The sequence below is a fragment of the Haemophilus aegyptius genome (assembly GCF_900475885.1).
GTDB lineage: Bacteria > Pseudomonadota > Gammaproteobacteria > Enterobacterales > Pasteurellaceae > Haemophilus > Haemophilus influenzae.
The window spans coordinates 286,439-304,235 of record NZ_LS483429.1; the positions used below are offsets into that span (position 1 = coordinate 286,439).

Annotated in this window: 14 protein-coding genes and 1 pseudogene; 8 read left to right on the forward strand and 7 right to left on the reverse strand. The window is 40.0% G+C overall.

Annotated features, from left to right (window positions below; translation table 11 throughout):
- Positions 1-168: 168 nt before the first annotated feature.
- Positions 169-1,491, reverse strand: a complete 1,323-nt coding sequence (locus DQN49_RS01540; RefSeq protein WP_006995402.1) for an anaerobic C4-dicarboxylate transporter — start codon at positions 1,489-1,491, stop codon at positions 169-171.
- Between the two features lie 246 nt (positions 1,492-1,737).
- On the opposite strand from DQN49_RS01540, the gene DQN49_RS01545 reads away from it, so the two are divergent.
- Together DQN49_RS01545 and secB are read left to right on the forward strand one after the other, a co-directional pair.
- Entirely contained in the window at positions 1,738-2,184 is a 447-nt protein-coding gene (locus DQN49_RS01545; RefSeq protein WP_005648518.1) for a rhodanese-like domain-containing protein, read from the forward strand.
- A 13-nt stretch (positions 2,185-2,197) separates the two neighbouring features.
- Positions 2,198-2,707 (forward strand): protein-export chaperone SecB, encoded by a 510-nt coding sequence (secB, locus tag DQN49_RS01550; RefSeq protein WP_005630575.1) that lies wholly within the window; start codon positions 2,198-2,200, stop codon positions 2,705-2,707.
- 66 nt (positions 2,708-2,773) lie between these two features.
- On the opposite strand, the gene DQN49_RS01555 is transcribed toward secB, so the two are convergent.
- Positions 2,774-3,103 carry a hypothetical protein gene (locus tag DQN49_RS01555; RefSeq protein WP_032826253.1) on the reverse strand — a complete coding sequence of 110 codons (330 nt, stop codon included), beginning with the start codon at positions 3,101-3,103 and terminating at the stop codon, positions 2,774-2,776.
- Between DQN49_RS01555 and DQN49_RS01560 the strand changes: the two are divergent.
- Positions 3,055-3,201, forward strand: a pseudogene (locus tag DQN49_RS01560) (winged helix-turn-helix transcriptional regulator); the annotation flags it as partial. The gene DQN49_RS01555 and the pseudogene DQN49_RS01560 sit on opposite strands and share 49 nt — an antisense overlap.
- A 50-nt stretch (positions 3,202-3,251) precedes the next feature.
- Here DQN49_RS01560 and DQN49_RS01565 read toward each other — a convergent pair.
- Positions 3,252-4,904 carry a phospho-sugar mutase gene (locus DQN49_RS01565; RefSeq protein ID WP_006995400.1) on the reverse strand — a complete coding sequence of 551 codons (1,653 nt, stop codon included), beginning with the start codon at positions 4,902-4,904 and terminating at the stop codon, positions 3,252-3,254.
- Positions 4,905-5,142: 238 nt separating this feature from the next.
- Here DQN49_RS01565 and dnaE point away from each other — a divergent pair, with 238 nt between their 5' ends.
- Positions 5,143-8,622 (forward strand): DNA polymerase III subunit alpha, encoded by a 3,480-nt coding sequence (gene dnaE / locus DQN49_RS01570; protein ID WP_006995399.1) that lies wholly within the window; start codon positions 5,143-5,145, stop codon positions 8,620-8,622.
- A gap of 38 nt (positions 8,623-8,660) precedes the next feature.
- Here dnaE and ilvA read toward each other — a convergent pair whose 3' ends face one another.
- The 3 genes from ilvA to DQN49_RS01585 form a co-directional block, all read right to left on the reverse strand.
- A complete protein-coding gene (gene ilvA, locus DQN49_RS01575; protein ID WP_006995398.1) occupies positions 8,661-10,202 on the reverse strand; it encodes a threonine ammonia-lyase, biosynthetic in 1,542 nt (513 codons plus the stop codon).
- Between the two features lie 78 nt (positions 10,203-10,280).
- On the reverse strand, positions 10,281-12,119 hold the full coding sequence (gene ilvD, locus DQN49_RS01580) for a dihydroxy-acid dehydratase (RefSeq protein WP_006995397.1): 1,839 nt from the start codon (positions 12,117-12,119) through the stop codon (positions 10,281-10,283).
- A 41-nt stretch (positions 12,120-12,160) separates the two neighbouring features.
- Positions 12,161-12,829, reverse strand: a complete 669-nt coding sequence (locus tag DQN49_RS01585; RefSeq protein WP_006995396.1) for an ACT domain-containing protein — start codon at positions 12,827-12,829, stop codon at positions 12,161-12,163.
- A 245-nt stretch (positions 12,830-13,074) separates the two neighbouring features.
- On the opposite strand from DQN49_RS01585, the gene DQN49_RS01590 reads away from it, so the two are divergent.
- On the forward strand, positions 13,075-14,601 hold the full coding sequence (locus tag DQN49_RS01590) for a sodium-dependent transporter (RefSeq protein WP_006995395.1): 1,527 nt from the start codon (positions 13,075-13,077) through the stop codon (positions 14,599-14,601).
- A 1-nt stretch (position 14,602) separates the two neighbouring features.
- Positions 14,603-14,698 (forward strand): methionine/alanine import family NSS transporter small subunit, encoded by a 96-nt coding sequence (locus DQN49_RS01595; protein ID WP_005648534.1) that lies wholly within the window; start codon positions 14,603-14,605, stop codon positions 14,696-14,698.
- Between the two features lie 132 nt (positions 14,699-14,830).
- Here DQN49_RS01595 and lpxH read toward each other — a convergent pair whose 3' ends face one another.
- Positions 14,831-15,544, reverse strand: coding sequence for a UDP-2,3-diacylglucosamine diphosphatase (gene lpxH / locus DQN49_RS01600; protein WP_006995394.1), 714 nt, complete (start codon positions 15,542-15,544; stop codon positions 14,831-14,833).
- A gap of 85 nt (positions 15,545-15,629) precedes the next feature.
- On the opposite strand from lpxH, the gene DQN49_RS01605 reads away from it, so the two are divergent.
- Together DQN49_RS01605 and DQN49_RS01610 are read left to right on the forward strand one after the other, a co-directional pair.
- A complete protein-coding gene (locus DQN49_RS01605; RefSeq protein WP_005652291.1) occupies positions 15,630-16,352 on the forward strand; it encodes a 1-acylglycerol-3-phosphate O-acyltransferase in 723 nt (240 codons plus the stop codon).
- A 1-nt stretch (position 16,353) separates the two neighbouring features.
- A complete protein-coding gene (locus DQN49_RS01610) occupies positions 16,354-17,763 on the forward strand; it encodes a multicopper oxidase domain-containing protein (protein ID WP_006995393.1) in 1,410 nt (469 codons plus the stop codon).
- Positions 17,764-17,797 lie beyond the last annotated feature (34 nt).

The window sequence follows — 17,797 nt, forward strand, 5'->3', positions numbered from 1 at the left end:
TACATTAATGTAATGATAACATAACAACGAAACAGGGCGGAAAACTTTCATAAAAATAACCGCACTTATATATCAAAGTGCGGTTATTTTTTTGAGTTATTTTAAGTTGATATTAGAACAACAAAAACGGTGCTATTTCAGCACCGTTCTTTGTTATCGAATCACATTTTAAAGAATAACGTGAGAAAGACCTAAACCGATTAATAAGCAGAAAAACATGCTCAATAAACCTGGAAGCATAAAGCTGTGGTTTAAAATGTATTTACCGATTTTGGTTGTACCTGTGGTATCGAAGTCAAGAGATGCAATGATTGGACCATAGTTAGGGATGAAGAAGTAACCATTTACAGCAACAAATACACCGATTAATACAGGTGCGGGGATACCTAATGCGATACCAAGAGGGAACAATGTCGCTACTGTTGCACCTTGGCTGTTTACTAATACTGAAAGTACAAATAGCGCGAAAGCAAATGCCCATGGTGCAGTTTCAACTAAGCCTTTCACCATTTCTTTTACTTCAGTAATGTGTGCCTGCATTAAAGTGTCGCCTAACCAAGCAATACCGAAGATTGCGATTACTGCGCGCATACCTGCATGGAATACAGAACCTTTGGTAATCGCTGTGCCATCTGGTTTACAAGTTAAGATAATCAATGCACCAATAGAAAGCATAATAATTTCAATGGTATGTGCCATTCCCATTGGTTTTCCATCAAAAACAGGTCGAATAGAAGGAGCTGCACCCATTAACACGACAAGTAAAGCACCAAATAAGAATAAAGAAACGGAAATTTTAGCTGTTTTGCTCACTTCTACTTCTTTGACTGAAGTGGTAGAAGCAAAAATATCTGCATATTTTGGATCATTCAAACGACGTTGATATTCTGGATCATCTTTTAATTCTTTACCCATTTTATTAACAAATAAGCAAGCAAGGAAAAGTCCTAGAATAGTTGAAGGAATGGTTACCATTAAAACATCGCCAAGATGAATGCCTTGTGGCTCAAGGTAAGCAACCACAGCCACCACCGCTGCAGCGATTGGGCTTGCTACGATAGCAAATTGTGATGCAATTACCGCCATTGACATTGGGCGTTCAGGACGGATACCGTTTTGACGGCTCACTTCAGCGATAACTGGCAATACAGAATATGCCACGTGACCAGTACCCGCTAAGAGAGTGAATAACCAAGTTACTGCTGGCGCAATAAACGTAATGTGTTTAGGATTACGACGTAAGATTTTGGTTGCGATTTTGATCATGTAGTCTAAACCGCCAGCTGCTTGCATTGCTGCCGCGGCTGCCACTACAGCCATAATCATAAACATAACATCAATAGGTAAACCTGCTGGTTTCAAGCCAAAGCCAAAAGAAAGAATGGCAATACCTAAACCACCAAATACACCTAAACCGATACCACCTACACGCGCACCCACAAAGATACACAATAATACGATGGCAAATTGTAGTAAAAACATTGCAGACATACTGCCCCCTAAGTTAATAAAAAAACACTTTATTTTATTTGTTGAAACGGCGTGTAATATAGCAACAAATAGGTAGAGATTCCATAACTTGGATCAATAAATAATGTTGAAAATTTCTGTTATTTTCCATCAACTGAAATAAAGATAATTTAATGTATTCTATATTTTGAATATTTTTTTGAAAGATAACCCAAGTGCGGTTATACTTGAGCCCTATTTTGACGTACTTAATCAGTAGAGAAAACAATGCAAGAATTTATCTCAATGGCAACAGAGTTTGCTCAAAAACATACGCTTTTAGCGGTTTCTTGGTTTGCGATTTTCGTAATGGTAATTTATACATTCTACAAAGGCGCAACGAGTAAATTTAAAGTAATTACGCACAATGAAGTTATTCGGTTAATAAATTCCGATGAAGCCATTGTGGTAGATTTACGTAGTCTTGAAGAATTTCAACGTGGACATATCATTAATAGTATTAATGTGCTTCCAAGCGAAATTAAAAATCAAAATATCGGAAAATTAGAGTCGCATAAAGAGAAAGCTCTTATATTAGTCGATACAAATGGTACTTCAGCCTCTGCTTCTGCAGTATTTTTAACCAAACAAGGTTTTAATTCTGTATTTGTATTGAAAGAAGGCCTTTCCGCGTGGGTAGCAGCAAATTTACCTTTAGTTAAAAAACATAAATAATAAGGAATAGAAAATGTCAGAACAAAAACAAGACGTTGCAGCAACAGAAGAACAACAACCCGTTCTCCAAATTCAACGTATTTATGTGAAAGATGTGTCTTTTGAAGCTCCAAATCTTCCACATATTTTCCAACAAGAATGGAAACCAAAACTTGGTTTTGATTTAAGCACCGAAACAACCCAAGTTGGCGATGACTTATATGAAGTGGTATTAAACATTTCTGTTGAAACTACACTTGAAGATAGTGGTGATGTCGCATTTATTTGTGAAGTAAAACAAGCGGGCGTATTCACTATTAGCGGTTTAGAAGATGTTCAAATGGCGCATTGTTTAACTTCTCAATGCCCGAATATGCTTTTCCCTTATGCACGTGAATTAGTGTCTAACTTAGTAAATCGCGGTACGTTCCCTGCATTAAACTTATCTCCAGTAAACTTTGATGCATTGTTTGTTGAATATATGAATCGCCAACAAGCAGAAAATGCAGAAGAAAAATCTGAGGAAGAACAAACTAAACATTAATTAAATGGTAAAACAAAAGGTAAGCTAGAAATGATCTGCACCCCAAAAGCTGGATTAAATAACCAACTAACTAAGGTGCAGATTTTTTATGACCAAATACCACTCCCTTTGCAAACAACAAGTCAATGCACCGTTTGACGTATCCACATCCCATTGTGCAATTAAGCCTGCAAAGCCTTCATCTAATCCTGCTTGTACAAGTGCTACGGCATAATCCGCTGCAGCTTCAGCAAGTTCTGCACGAAGTGCGGATGAAATTTTTCCGTTTTCTGCTGAACCATAGAAAGCATTGTTTGCTAATGTAGTTGGAACTGATTCAGTGTAGTTTTCTGTATACCAACCATTACGTAATTCGCAAATCCTACAACACTGTTCCGCCACAAGTAGATGACACATTAACAGAATTTGGGAGAGAGGCATCTAATAAGATGTTTGAGTTGGTGGATTGGTTGGAAACGAATTTAGGGAAAATTTTAAACAGCAAAAGTGCTTAAATGCAAAAACACCGCTTTTACAAGCGATGTCTTTTCTTACTATTTTGCAATTAGCAGTCTTGTTTGCCATAAGTATCTTGGCGAAGAATATGACGCACACCTTCATCAAATTCTGCTAATACGCGATCTGCATCTTTTGGATCTTTACCGCGCGCATCTAAGTAGAATTTAATTTTTGGTTCAGTACCTGAAGGACGAGCAATTAAGCGTCCGCCATTTTCCAAGTTAAATACAAGGATATCGCTTTGACGATCTGTTTTAATATGGTCGATAAATTGTGCCACTTTCACGCCAGAGATTTCTGCTGGTGGATTGTTACGGAGTGCGGTCATTAATTTTCCAATTTCTGAAAGATCGCTGACTCGAATAGAGATTTGTCCACTCACATAAGCACCAAATTCTTTGGTAAATTCATCAGCATAATCTGCTAAAGTTTTGCCTTGTTTTTTCAAGTTACGCACAAGATCTAAGAACACGATTGCTGCAGAAATACCGTCTTTATCGCGTACTTTGTCTGGGTCCACTAGATAGCCCAATGCCTCTTCAAAACCGAACAATAAGCCAGATACTTTACCGATATATTTGAAACCGGTTAAGGTTTCTTCTGATTGGAAACCGTATTTTTTCGCAATTTCAGCAAGAGCTGGGGAAGAAACAAGTGAGCAAGCCAATGTGCCTTGTTCACCTTGATATTGTTTTGCCAAATACCACCCTAAGAAACAGCCAACCACGTTACCGTGTAGTGATTTCCAGTTGCCTTGTGCATCAGGCACAGCAACGGCTAAACGGTCTGCATCTGGGTCATTAGCAATGATAAATTCAGCGTTCTTTTCTTTTGCCACTTTAATTGCTAAATCCAATGCGCCTTTTTCTTCTGGATTTGGGAAATTCACCGTTGGGAATGTGCCATCTGGCCAAACTTGATCTGCTACTACGTGGGGTTGTGGTAATCCTGCTTTTGCCAGTGTTTTACTTAAAACCTCATAGCCAACACCATGCATAGCGGTATAAACATAGTTAATGTCGCAAGCGGGTTCTTTAGCTAATGATGCAGTTTTTGTAATGTACGCATCTACTACTTCATCATTTAACACCACATAATTATCGCTACGTGGTAAATCTTGGATATTGCCAGCCGCAACTTTATCAATTAATGCTGCGATGTCTTTATCTGCCGGTGAAACGATTTGACCGCCACCATTTGCTTTACCTAAATACACTTTGTAGCCATTATCTTCTGGTGGGTTATGGCTTGCTGTTACCATTACACCTGCAGTGGTATCAAAATATTGGATAGCATAGGCTAAAACTGGCGTAGGTAATTTGCGTGGTAATAAATAAGCTTTTACGCCTGCACCCGCCATAATTTCAGCGGTGTCACGGGCAAAAACATCAGAGTTTTTACGGCCATCGTAACCAATGACGATTGATGGTTCTTTATCGTAACCTTTTAAATATTCCGCTAAACCACCAGCAGCTTGAGAAACTAAAACTCGGTTCATCCCCATTGAGCCAGCTTGTAAACGACCACGTAAACCTGCCGTACCAAATTGTAAACGACCATCAAAACGCGCATGTAATTCTGCTTCTGCCGCTTTATCTCCGCCTTTTGCTGCATCTAAAAGTGCGGTTAATTCTGCACGAGTTTCTGTGTCAGGATCTTGGTTTAACCAATGTTGTGCAACCTCAAAAAGTGTTGTCATAGCGTTATCCTTATTCGTTGAAATAAATAAAAAATTGCCGTTAGACTAGCGGAAATCTAACAAAATGAAAACGGCTAATTATCAATTTTTTGATCTACTTAACATTTTTTATTCACGCAATCGGTTATCCGAGCCAATTTGGGAACACTATTTGTAGCATAAGCATTTATTTGAAAAATTCGCTATAATACCGCTTTAATATTTACGGCAAAATTTAACCGCACTTTAAGGATTTTCAATGTCATCCCAACCTCGCTTCGTCCATCTTCGCACACACACAGATTTTTCGATGATTGACAGTATCGTCAAAGTGAAACCTCTTGTGAAAGCTTGTGCTGCCAATGAAATGGTTGCTATGGGATTAACGGATTTTACTAATTTTTGTGGTGTGGTGCGTTTTTATGACGAAATGCTTTCTTCGGGTATGAAGCCTATTATCGGGGCAGATGTAAAAGTAAAAAGCCCATTATGTGGCGATGAATACTTTGATCTTACTTTGCTAGCTAAAAATAATGAAGGCTATAGAAATATTACTTTATTGTTATCAAAGGCTTATCAACGCGGTTATAACGATTTACCTTATATTGATCAAGATTGGTTAATTGAACATCGCGACGGCGTGATTATTTTATCAGGGGGAACGCAAGGCGATGTAGGTAAAAAATTGTTGAAAGAAAACGTAGCCGAAATTGAAAGTGCGGTCGCTTTTTACCAAGAATTTTTTGCCGATCATTTTTATTTAGCATTAAGTCGTACAGGTCGCCCAAATCAAGAACGTTACATTCAAGCAGCGTTGAAATTAGCAGAACGTTGTGATTTACCATTGGTCGCAACTAATGATGTGATGTTTTTGAATGCAGAGGATTTTGAAGCCCACGAAATTCGCGTAGCGATTCACGATGGCTATACTTTAGACGATCCTAAACGTCCGAAATGTTATACCTCACAGCAATATTTTCGTAGTGAAGAAGATATGTGTAAGCTATTTGCAGACATTCCTTCCGCTCTCGAAAATACCTTATTAATTGCGCAACGTTGTAGTGTGACTTTGCGCCTTGGTCAATATTTCTTACCTCAATTTCCAACTGGCGATTTAAGTACAGAAGATTTCTTAGTGCAAAAATCCAAAGAGGGCTTGGAAGAACGTTTAGCTTTTTTATTCCCTGATGAAAAAGTGCGGTTAGAAAAACGACCAAAATATGATGAACGCTTGCAAGTTGAGCTAGATGTAATTAACCAAATGGGGTTCCCAGGTTATTTCTTGATCGTAATGGAATTTATTCAATGGTCTAAGGATAACGATATTCCAGTAGGGCCAGGTCGTGGTTCTGGTGCGGGTTCATTAGTGGCTTATGCATTAAAAATCACTGATTTAGATCCGTTAGAGTTTGATTTGCTATTTGAACGTTTCTTAAATCCAGAACGTGTGTCTATGCCCGATTTCGACGTGGATTTCTGTATGGACGGTCGCGATCGCGTGATTGAGCACGTTGCAGAAACCTATGGCCGTGGCGCGGTATCACAAATTATTACCTTTGGTACAATGGCGGCGAAAGCGGTTATTCGAGATGTAGGGCGAGTGCTGGGGCATCCGTATGGTTTCGTTGATCGTATTTCGAAATTGATTCCTCCCGATCCAGGTATGACGCTTGCCAAAGCGTTTGAGGCCGAGCCGCAATTACAGACTGCCTACGATAGCGATGAAGAAGTGCGAGCATTGATTAACATGGCGCGCAAGCTGGAAGGTGTGACACGTAATGCAGGTAAACATGCAGGTGGCGTGGTCATTTCGCCAACCTTAATTACTGATTTTGCACCGCTCTATTGTGATAATGAAGGCTTACATCCGGTTACTCACTTTGATAAAAATGATGTGGAATATGCAGGGCTTGTGAAATTTGACTTCCTAGGCTTGCGTACTCTCACTATCATTAAATGGGCATTGGATATGATTAATGTTCGTATGGTGCGTGAAGGCAAGCCTCGAGTAGATATTGCCGCCATTCCACTTGATGATCCTGAATCTTTTGAATTACTTAAACGTTCCGAAACCACCGCTGTGTTCCAGTTGGAATCACGAGGTATGAAAGATTTGATCAAACGCCTGCAACCTGACTGTTTTGAAGATATTATCGCATTGGTAGCATTGTTCCGTCCGGGTCCGTTACAATCGGGTATGGTAGATAACTTTATCGACCGTAAACATGGGAGAGAAGAAGTATCTTACCCTGACGCAGAATATCAACATGCAAGTTTGAAACCTATTCTTGAGCCGACTTACGGCATTATTTTGTATCAAGAACAAGTGATGCAAATTGCGCAGGTGTTGGCTGGCTATACGCTGGGTGGGGCTGACTTATTGCGTCGAGCAATGGGTAAAAAGAAACCAGAAGAAATGGCAAAACAGCGTTTAGTGTTTAAAGAGGGGGCTGAGAAAAACGGTATTGATGGCGAGCTATCTATGAAGATTTTCGACTTGGTGGAAAAATTTGCTGGCTATGGTTTTAATAAATCTCACTCTGCTGCTTATGCCTTGGTGTCTTACCAAACTCTTTGGCTTAAAACTCATTTCCCTGCAGAATTTATGGCTGCAGTGATGACATCTGAAATGGATAATACGGATAAAATCGTAGGTTTGTACGACGAATGTTTGCGTATGGGCTTAAAAGTGACGCCACCAGATATTAATATCGGAAAACACCATTTTAGCGTCAATGAACAAGGCGAAATTGTGTATGGGATTGGCGCGATTAAAGGCGTGGGGGAAGGCCCGATTGAAGCACTTGTGACGGCAAGAAATGAAGGGGGGATTTTCAAAGATTTATTCGATTTATGCGCTCGTGTAGATTTGAAAAAAATTAACCGCCGTACTTTTGAAAGCCTAATTATGTCGGGTGCCTTTGATAAATTAGGCCCACATCGCGCCGCACTTTCTAAGAATTTGGAAGATGCACTTAGAGCTTCCGATCAGCATGCGAAAGATGAAGCAATGGGACAAACGGATATGTTCGGTGTGCTGACTGAAACCCATGAAGACGTGGAAAATGCCTATGCTAATACACCGCCTTATACCGAAAAACAAATCCTTGATGGCGAACGAGAAACCTTGGGGCTTTATTTAAGTAGCCATCCTGTTAGCCGTTATTTGAAAGAACTTTCTCATTACACATCAACGCGGTTGAAAGATCTCGCACCAAATCGCCGTGGACAAATTAGCACTGTGGCGGGGCTAGTCGTGGCATCGAGAATTGCGATGACGAAAAAAGGCAATCGTCTAGGTATTGCAACATTGGACGATCGTTCAGGTCGCTTAGATTTAACATTATTTGGTGAAAGCCTAGAACAATTTGGTGAGAAATTACAAAAAGATACGGTGATTGTTGCTTCAGGGCAGGTCAGCTTTGATGATTTCTCTGGTGGCTTGAAAATGACGGTGCGCGAGTTAATGACCTTAGATGAGGCTCGTTCTCGTTATGTCAAATCCTTGGCTATTAGTCTTTCTGAGCATCAAATTACACCAAGTTTCATTAAACAATTTAAAGCATTACTTGAGCCAGTGAGTGGTGGAACATTGCCTATTAACGTGTATTATCAAAGTCCGAAAGGTCGTGCGTTGTTACGTTTAGGCGTGCAATGGTCGATCATTCCAACAGATGAAATTCTGACGGAATTGGTGAATTTACTCGGCGAAAGTGCAGTGGAATTAGAGTTTGAATAAGACAAAGGCGTGAAAAATATCACGCCTTTTTTATAGGATTAACGTAAGAAATAACGATAAGATTTGCTTTCTGTTACATCTTCAAAAACATAATTGAGTTGGGCAAGTGCCTGTTCAAATTCTGCTTGTTCGCGTTCTTCAATTTGGAACCCAGCAAGGATATTTCCATAGTCCGCGCCGTGGGCACGATAGTGGAATAATGAAATATTCCAACGATTTTGCAAGGTTTCTAGAAATTTCAATAAGGCACCTTTTTGCTCTGGAAATTCGAAGGTATATAAACGTTCGTTATCATTTGATGCGCGCCCCCCCATTAAATAGCGAACATGCGTTTTCGCAATATCATCATCAGACATATCCTCAACATCAAAACCATTTTTAGTGAGGTCTGCAATAATATCTGCTTTTTCTTGCTCATTTGTCGTCCTTACCCCAACAAACACACAAGCGCGTTTATCATCTGCATAACGATAACTGAATTCGGTTACAGCTCGGTTACCTAATACATAAGCAAATTTTAAGAAACTACCGGGTTGTTCAGGCATGGTCACGGCTAATAAAGCTTCTCGATTTTCACCAATTTCACAACGTTCAGATACATAACGTAATGTGTGGAAATTCAAGTTCGCGCCAGACAAAATTGCTGCCATATTTTTGCCTTCAATATGGTTTTGTTTCGCATATTTTTTCAAACCGGCTAAACCTAACGCACCTGATGGTTCTGCAACAGCACGAACGTTCTCAAACAAATCTTTCATTGCTGCACACACTTCGTCACTATCGACCAATACCATATCATCAAGATATTGTTGGCATAGGCGGAATGTTTCGTCGCCAATGCGTTTTACGGCAACGCCATCGGCAAATAATCCAACATGGGTTAAATCTGTTGGTTCGCCTTTATCGAGAGCGACTTTTAAGCATGCAGAATCCTTTGATTCTACACCGATGATTTTAATTTCCGGCATAAATTGCTTAAGCAAAATTGCCACACCTGCAGCTAAGCCACCACCGCCAACTTGTACAAACACATAATCCAAATCTGCCACTTGTTGTAACATTTCCATCGCTAACGTGCCTTGTCCAGCGATCACTAATGGATGATCGAATGGTGGAATAAATGTCATGTTTTTTTCTTTTGAAAGCTCGATGGCTTTTGCTTTGGCTTCATCGAAATTAGCACCATGCAACAACACCTCACCACCAAAACCACGCACTGCATCCACTTTAATGCTTGGGGTGTTTTGTGGCATAACAATTAATGCTTTTAAGCCTAATTGTTTCGCTGATAATGCCACGCCTTGTGCATGGTTACCTGCAGATGCCGCTATTACGCCTGCTGCTTTTTGTTCCTCTGAAAGGCTAGAAATCATTGCGTAAGCGCCGCGTAGTTTAAAGCTATTTACTGGCTGACGGTCTTCTCGCTTAATCCAGATATTATTGTGCAGTCGTTCAGAAAGTTTTCCCATTTTTTGTAAAGGGGTCACTTGCGCAGCTTCATATACGCGCGAACCAAGTTTAACAATGGCATTGATATAATCTGATTGAGAAGGTTGAGGATTGGTGAGTAGGTTTTTCATAGTGTTTGTTTTGATGATAAAGTGCGGTTAGTTTTTCCTTTGTTTATCCCCCTCTTATGAAAGAGGGGAACCGTTAAATTATTTTAATAATGTTTTATCGCGTACCGCCCCTTTGTCCGCTGAGGTCGCAAAGTGGCCGAATACTTTCAATGCGAAAGAGACTTCACGCTCACGGTGAGCTGGCTGCCAACCTTTTTGATCTTGTTCGGCTCTGCGTGTTGCGAGTTCTTCATTACTGATTTCTAAGTTAATTGCACGGTTTGGAATATCAATGTTAATAATATCGCCATCGCGTACTAAGCCGATTGCACCGCCAGAAGCAGCTTCTGGTGAAGCATGTCCAATAGACAAGCCTGATGTACCGCCAGAGAAGCGACCATCCGTTAATAAAGCGCATTTTTTGCCCAAGCCCATCGATTTTAAGTAACTGGTTGGGTATAACATTTCTTGCATACCTGGTCCGCCTTTAGGCCCTTCGTAACGGATAACAACAACATGACCTTCTTTGACTTTGCCACCTAAAATACCTGCAACCGCATCTTCTTGGCTTTCAAATACGATTGCTGTGCCAGTGAATTTCCAAATAGATTCATCTACACCAGCGGTTTTAACGATACATCCGTCTTCAGCGAGATTACCGAATAATACGGCTAAGCCACCTTCTTGTGAAATCGCATTTTCTTTGTTGCGAATACAACCGTTTACACGATCATTATCAACGGTATCCCAGCGGCAATCTTGTGAGAATGCTTGAGTTGTGCGGATACCTGCAGGGCCTGCACGGAAGAATTTATGTAATTCTTCATCTTGATTGCGAATAATATCGTATTGGTCTAGTTGTTCTCCCATGCTCATTCCAAGCACGGTGTGTGTATTTTTATGAATTAATCCAGCACGATCTAATTCACCCAACAATCCCATAATACCGCCTGCACGGTGTACGTCTTCCATATGATATTTATTGGTGTTTGGTGCAATTTTGCTTAAACAAGGCACTTTGCGCGATAAACGGTCAATATCTTCCATTTTAAAATCCACGCCTGCTTCTTGTGCTGCCGCTAATAAGTGTAAAACAGTGTTACTTGAACCACCCATTGCGATATCGAGGCTCATTGCATTTTCAAAGGCATCAAAAGTACCGATTGAACGAGGCAATACGCTTGCATCATCTTGTTCGTAATAACGTTTGCAAAGCTCGACAATTTGACGACCTGCTTTTAAGAATAATTCTTTACGGTCTGCGTGAGTGGCTAACATGGAACCGTTGCCAGGTAAAGATAAACCTAAGGCTTCAGTTAAGCAGTTCATTGAGTTAGCGGTAAACATGCCAGAGCAAGAACCACAAGTTGGGCAAGCGCTACGTTCGATGGCATCAATACGTTCATCTGATATATTCGGATCGGCTGCCTCAATCATCGCATCTACTAAATCTAAGCGGATTAATTGATCAGAAAGTTTAGTTTTACCTGCTTCCATCGGACCGCCTGAAACAAAAATTGTCGGAATATTTAAACGCATTGCCGCCATTAACATTCCTGGAGTGATCTTGTCACAGTTGGAAATACACACCATCGCATCAGCACAGTGCGCATTGACCATATATTCCACGCTATCAGCGATTAAATCACGGCTTGGTAAAGAATAAAGCATTCCACCGTGACCCATTGCGATACCATCATCCACCGCAATGGTGTTAAATTCTTTTGCTACGCCGCCCGCTTTTTCAATTTCTGTGGCAACAAGCTGTCCCATATCTTTTAAATGCACATGCCCTGGTACGAATTGCGTGAAAGAGTTCACCACCGCAATAATCGGTTTACCAAAGTCATTTTCTTTCATTCCTGTTGCACGCCATAAGGCACGTGCGCCTGCCATATTACGACCTTGTGTGCTGGTCGCTGAACGTAGTTTGGGCATAAATAATCTCTCCGAGTAAAATTTAGGGTTCGTTTGTATGATTAATTAACCATTAAAACATCCGGCAGCTTAACCAACTGATTCACTAATAGATCTAAAGTGCGGTCAGATTTTACAGTGATTTTTAACCGCACTTGGGTTTCAATGAGTGTCATTTCCATTGTTGTAACGGTAAATCCGCAGTGACGTGCTACGCGTAACATGTGTTGCGCTGACCACATTTTATGCTGCCCCACATCGATACAAATCACCGCATTATTTGGTTTACGATTAGATAGGCTGTTGAGTAATGCCCAAGGATCAATCGGGCGATTGCCTTGATTTTCAATATAAGTGAAATCTAATTTTGCTTTTAAATCTCTGATTTGTTCACGCCAAGGTTCAATAGCATCTGTGCCGATTAATGGAGAGGCGACTTGACCAGTAATGGCGACAACTGGAATGGAGTCCATCATGGCATCGCCTAATCCTGTGACTAAATTGGTTGCGCCAGGGCCTGATGTTGCAATACAGACGCCCATTTTTCCTGTGGAGCGAGCATAGCCAATCGCAGCCATTGCAGCCCCTTGTTCATTACGACAAAGTAAGTGATCTAAGCCTGCATCATAAAGGTCATCGTAGGTTGGCATAATTGCGCCACCGGGATAACCGAAAAGAGTCGTGACATGGTGTGCTTTCAAGCACGCCATGATAAGTTGTGCACCTGTCATTGTGTTTGCGTCCTGTTGTTTTTATTTTGGGATAAGTTCAGCATTGTAGCGAAATTTCGAGTCATTGGTAGGGTTTGGGGCGAAAAAAACGAAAAAAGTGCGGTGAAAATAGGCTTTTTTTGAGTGTTTATATTCTTTTTATTAAAAAATTTGTTAATTTTTACCGCTCTTTTGGCTTATTTATTGACTGATGATTAGATTTCATTATATTGAAACTCTTTTTATTTTTTTACATAGGATAATTTATGGCGAATTCAGCCCAAAAAGCGCAAAAGCGTGAGACTTTTTCTGGTCGTCGCGCATTTATTCTGGCAGCAATTGGTTCTGCCGTTGGTCTTGGTAATATTTGGCGTTTCCCTTATACCACTTATGAAAATGGTGGTGGCGCATTTATTATCCCTTACCTTATTGCATTATTAACGGCAGGGATTCCTCTTTTATTCCTAGATTATGCCATTGGGCACCGTCATCGTGGTGGTGCGCCACTTTCTTATCGTCGTGTTAGCCCGCACTTTGAAGTGTTTGGCTGGTGGCAAATGATGGTGAATGTCATCATCGGATTATATTACGCTGTAGTATTAGGCTGGGCAGCAAGCTACACATATTTTTCTTTCACTGGTGCGTGGGGCGATAAACCCATTGATTTCTTCATCGGCGAATTTTTAAAAATGGGCGATATTAAAAACGGTATCAGCTTTGAATTTGTTGGTATGGTAACCGCACCATTAATTGCGATGTGGATTGTTGCCTTAGGCGTGCTTTCTATGGGTGTTCAAAAAGGAATTGCTAAGGTCTCTTCCGTATTAATGCCAGTGCTCGTCGTGATGTTTATGGTGATTGTGATTTATTCCTTATTCTTACCAGGTGCGGCAAAAGGTTTAGATGCATTATTTACGCCAGATTGGTCAAAACTTTCTAATCCAAGTGTGTGGATTGCGGCCTATGGGCAAATCTTCTTTTCTCTTTCAATCGGCTTTGGGATTATGGTGACTTACGCCTCTTATCTTAAAAAAGAATCCGATTTGACTGGTAGTGGCTTGGTTGTAGGTTTTGCTAACAGTAGCTTTGAAGTGTTAGCAGGTATCGGCGTATTTGCAGCATTAGGCTTTATTGCAACAGCGCAAGGTCAAGAAGTCAGCGAAGTGGCAAAAGGTGGAATTGGTTTAGCATTTTTTGCGTTCCCAACCATCATCAACAAAGCACCATTTGGCGAAGTGCTCGGCATGTTATTCTTTGGTTCATTAACCTTTGCCGCATTGACTTCATTCATCTCAGTTATCGAAGTAATTATTTCCGCAATTCAGGATAAAATTCGCATTAGCCGTGGAAAAGTGACATTCATCGTGGGTGTACCAATGATGCTAGTTTCTGTCATCTTATTCGGCACAACAACTGGCTTACCGATGTTAGATGTGTTCGATAAATTTGTGAACTATTTCGGTATTGTTGCCGTAGCATTTGCGTCTTTAATTGCGATTGTAGCAAATGAAAAACTCGGTTTATTAGGTAATCATTTAAATGAAACGTCATCTTTCAAAGTGGGTTTCTTCTGGCGTTTATGCATTGTATTAACGAGTGGTGTTTTAGCATTTATGCTTTTCAGCGAAGGGGCAAAAGTCTTCTCTGAAGGTTACGAAGGTTATCCAAACTGGTTTGTAAATACCTTTGGTTGGGGAATGTCGATTAGCTTACTTGTCGTGGCATTTTTCCTTTCTCGCTTAAAATGGAAAAGCGAAACCAAATTAACGATTGATGAAACTAAAGGAGAATAAAATGACTACTGGCGCAATTATTATGATGATCATAGCCCTTACTTTATTGTGGGGAGGATTAATTTACGCGTTGCTTCGCTTACCGAAAGAAAACTAATCCTAAAATTAACCGCACTTCTATCTGTATCTAAAAGTTGGGCTTATCTACCAGCTTTTAGGTACGATTTTATGGATAAGTATTATTCTAGTATCATTAAGTAAAATAACGAGTTTTTGCTTTACCGCACTTCTAATCTTTAATAAAACCAAATTCTCCGCTTTCATCCATTTTTAAAATTGATGCGTAATTTTTTCGCCAATCCCCTAATACAATTCGGGTAAATTCTTCTTGTTGATGAATCGCCTCACGGTGTGTGTGTCCGTGAATTAATAAATTTACACCAAATTCTTGTACTTTTTCTGCCGTGAAGGCTTGGTTTACATCCATAATTTCCTGTGATTTCGCTTGTTTATCTTGATTACTCTTTGCTCGAATTTTCTCCGCAATTATCACCCGAACTTTTAATGGCAAGCACAAAAACAAACGTTGCAGCCATTTTTGATGCACTCTACGGCGAAATTGTTGATAAGCCACGTCATCAATACAAAGCGTATCGCCATGACAAAGTAAGATTTTTTTATCATAAAGTGTAATCAATTGATAATCAGGTAAAAGCTGAGCTCCCGTTTCTTTTGAAAAACGTTCACCAATTAAGAAATCACGGTTACCGTGCTGGAAATAACATTGCACACCTTGCTCGCTTACAGACTTAATTAAATCTTTAACTTGTTGAATCAATGTAGACTGCTCGTCATCACCAATCCAAAAATCAAAAAGATCACCTAAAATGTAAAGCCGTTCAGCCTGTGGGGCAAGATTCTGCATAAAATCGACAAAAAGTGCGGTCAATTCTGGCTGAGTTTCGCTTAAATGCAAATCAGAAATAAAATAGCTATGTTTCATAAAAATTCCACGATTTTTGTTTAGATTAGCACATATTGAGATCGAATTTGTTATACTTCAAGGAAATTTTATATAGGACATCCTTATGTTAAAACTACTTCGAATTTTCCTCGTATTAATCTGCTGTATTCTAATTTGTATACTGGGTACGATTTATTCTTTTATCCGCTTTAAAAATCCAAGCAACGTAGGCATTGTTGCACGTTGGTTTGGGCGTTTATATCCACTTTTTGGCTTAAAGGTAGAACATCGTATTCCTCAAGATCAGAAGCAAATTAGCCGCGCCATTTATATCGGTAATCATCAAAATAATTATGATATGGTAACAATCTCTTATATGGTGCAACCTCGCACAGTAAGCGTGGGTAAAAAAAGCTTAATTTGGATACCCTTCTTCGGCATTCTGTATTGGGTAACGGGTAATATTTTCTTAGATAGAGAAAACCGCACAAAAGCGCATAATACGATGTCACAGCTTGCACGACGAATTAATGAAGATAATTTATCAATTTGGATGTTCCCAGAAGGCACTCGTAATCGCGGTCGCGGTTTATTACCCTTTAAAACGGGTGCATTCCATGCGGCGATTTCAGCAGGTGTACCAATTATTCCAGTGGTGTGTTCAACCACGCATAACAAAATTAATTTAAATCGTTGGGATAATGGCAAAGTGATTTGCGAAATAATGGATCCAATCGATGTTTCAGGCTATACCAAAGACAACGTTCGCGATCTTGCGGCTTATTGTCATGATCTAATGGAAAAACGCATTGCCGAACTTGATGAAGAGATAGCAAAAGGAAACTAAAATGCCACGCCTTTCCCGCCGTCAATTATTAAAAACAGCTGCGATTTCTACCGCACTTTCCATAGTGCCAGCACCATTGTTAGCGGCAAGCCGTGAAAAACTAGTTGTGCCGCCACTAATTGAAGTTCGTCGCGGTCGCCCGATTGTATTAACCATGCAGGAAACGAATTATCCGTTAGATGGCTCACACAATGTGACGGTATGGGGATTCAACGGTAATTATCTTGGCCCAACCATTAAAATCAAATCAGGGAGCTTTGCCAAACTTAATTATCATAACAATTTACCACAATCAGTTGCTTTATCTATTCAAGGTTTACAAGCATCAGGCGAACTGTTTGGCGGGGCAGCTCGAGTTCTCAAAAAAGGCGAATCTTGGGCACCCATCGTGCCTATTGAACAACCTGCAGCAAGCTGTTGGTATCGTTCCGCGACATTAGCCAACTCAGCCTATCAAACCTATCGTGGCTTAGCTGGAATGTGGTTAATTGAAGATGAGCAAAGCCTAAAAGCTAATCTTCCCAATAAATACGGCGTAGATGATATTCCATTGATTTTACAAGATATGGAATTTAACAATGATGGTCTCCAATTATTCAAACAAAATCAACCGCACTTTGTAGGCAATCGCTTATTAGTAAATGGTATTGAAGCACCATATTTAGATGTTGCACGGGGTTGGATTCGTTTACGTTTGCTCAATGCCTCATTAGCGCGTGCTTATGATTTACGCTTGGATAATGATCAAGAAATGCTACTTATTGCACAAGATTTAAGTTTCTTACCCAAAGCGAAATCAGTCAAATCTTTGGTTCTCTCGCCTGGAGAACGTGCAGAAATACTGGTTAATATGAATGAAATTGACAACGTATCTCTCATTAGCGGAAGTAAACGTAGCTTGTACGAAAAAATAAAAAATATGTTGTTCTCAGGCGATGAACTCGCTAATAACACCGTCCTTGAATTGCGCGCCAAGGGAGAAATGTCAGCATTTAACAAACAACCGAATCTAACTTTCGAAACGGATGCGCCAGCAATATTACAACAAGCCGTTGCACAAACTCGAGAATTTAATATTGATGTCACAAACGGTTTAATTAATCAAAGACGTTTTGACCCACGCAAGGTTGATGTTATGGCTCGTAAAGGCACCATTGAACGCTGGATTTTAAATGCAAGTTTACCTGTTGGATTTACTATTCAAGGTGCCAAATTTGTGGTGGAAAGCCAAGGAGAACATCAATTACAAGCTGAAGAATTAGCTTGGAAAGATACCGTTTGGGTAAAAAACAAAACTCAAATTTTAGTGAAATTTGATCAAGCATCTTCTGGCAACTACCCATTCTTATTTGGGGTATCGAATTTAATGTTAGAAGATATGGGCTGTCTTGGCGTATTGATGGTTCAATAGACAAAAAATTTAATCATAACCCAGTGGATATTCT

Bases quoted from the DNA above. Each gene is read 5' to 3' on its own strand.
- DQN49_RS01540 (WP_006995402.1), bottom strand. From the start codon at position 1,491: ATGTCTGCAATGTTTTTACTACAATTTGCCATCGTATTATTGTGTATC.
- DQN49_RS01545 (WP_005648518.1), top strand. From the start codon at position 1,738: ATGCAAGAATTTATCTCAATGGCAACAGAGTTTGCTCAAAAACATACG.
- secB (WP_005630575.1), top strand. From the start codon at position 2,198: ATGTCAGAACAAAAACAAGACGTTGCAGCAACAGAAGAACAACAACCC.
- DQN49_RS01555 (WP_032826253.1), bottom strand. From the start codon at position 3,103: ATGTGTCATCTACTTGTGGCGGAACAGTGTTGTAGGATTTGCGAATTA.
- DQN49_RS01565 (WP_006995400.1), bottom strand. From the start codon at position 4,904: ATGACAACACTTTTTGAGGTTGCACAACATTGGTTAAACCAAGATCCT.
- dnaE (WP_006995399.1), top strand. From the start codon at position 5,143: ATGTCATCCCAACCTCGCTTCGTCCATCTTCGCACACACACAGATTTT.
- ilvA (WP_006995398.1), bottom strand. From the start codon at position 10,202: ATGAAAAACCTACTCACCAATCCTCAACCTTCTCAATCAGATTATATC.
- ilvD (WP_006995397.1), bottom strand. From the start codon at position 12,119: ATGCCCAAACTACGTTCAGCGACCAGCACACAAGGTCGTAATATGGCA.
- DQN49_RS01585 (WP_006995396.1), bottom strand. From the start codon at position 12,829: ATGACAGGTGCACAACTTATCATGGCGTGCTTGAAAGCACACCATGTC.
- DQN49_RS01590 (WP_006995395.1), top strand. From the start codon at position 13,075: ATGGCGAATTCAGCCCAAAAAGCGCAAAAGCGTGAGACTTTTTCTGGT.
- DQN49_RS01595 (WP_005648534.1), top strand. From the start codon at position 14,603: ATGACTACTGGCGCAATTATTATGATGATCATAGCCCTTACTTTATTG.
- lpxH (WP_006995394.1), bottom strand. From the start codon at position 15,544: ATGAAACATAGCTATTTTATTTCTGATTTGCATTTAAGCGAAACTCAG.
- DQN49_RS01605 (WP_005652291.1), top strand. From the start codon at position 15,630: ATGTTAAAACTACTTCGAATTTTCCTCGTATTAATCTGCTGTATTCTA.
- DQN49_RS01610 (WP_006995393.1), top strand. From the start codon at position 16,354: ATGCCACGCCTTTCCCGCCGTCAATTATTAAAAACAGCTGCGATTTCT.